Genomic DNA, 596 nt, shown 5'->3' with positions numbered 1-596 from the left:
CACGTTCGGCAGGTGCCGGTCCAACGCCAACGCCAGGCCCACGTGCTGGCTACCGCGGTGCGGGGACTCGGCCCGCGCCAACGCGACCTGGGCTGCGATCCCGTTCGCCAACACCGGCCGCTTCCGGCCCCTCCCGCGACCACTCGAGCCCTCACTGGCCGGACTCTCACTCGCCGGTGCGGGCTCTTCCAGCGAGGCCCGGCGGGCGTTGTCCCGTGCTTGGCGCCACCCGTCGAAGTCACCGGCATCCGAACACGCCCTGCCGTGCTCACGCCAGCCCTGCGCGATCTGCTCCTGCGAGGCCACGAACCCCACCGTGACCCGCACCTGCGCCGCCGCCACCGCCGACTTCAAACGCTCCAACGCCGACAGCTGCTCGATCCGCCCCGCGTCATCGACCTTCTCATCGAGACGAGACAGAGCCGCAACGAAAGCCTCCCGGCCCTCTGTCGCCAACTCCGAACCACTCTCGATCATGTGTTCGATTCTACCCGATACGGCAGGTCAGCACCAGTGAATCTGACTGCCAAGAAACGGGTTTCGGTCGTACCTGGACTGAACCGAACGCCCGTCCCGTTCCTGAGAACTTGCGCCCT

General features: G+C 67.8%; 1 pseudogene. It reads right to left on the bottom strand.

The features are described 5' to 3' along the window. Positions 1–477 (bottom strand): annotated as a pseudogene (locus tag BA895_RS13640) (hypothetical protein); the annotation flags it as partial. Between the last annotated feature and the right edge of the window lie 119 nt (positions 478–596).

It is taken from the genome of Humibacillus sp. DSM 29435 (genome assembly GCF_001758225.1).
Taxonomy (GTDB): domain Bacteria; phylum Actinomycetota; class Actinomycetes; order Actinomycetales; family Dermatophilaceae; genus DSM-29435.
This window is presented reverse-complemented; position numbering and strand designations above follow the sequence as displayed.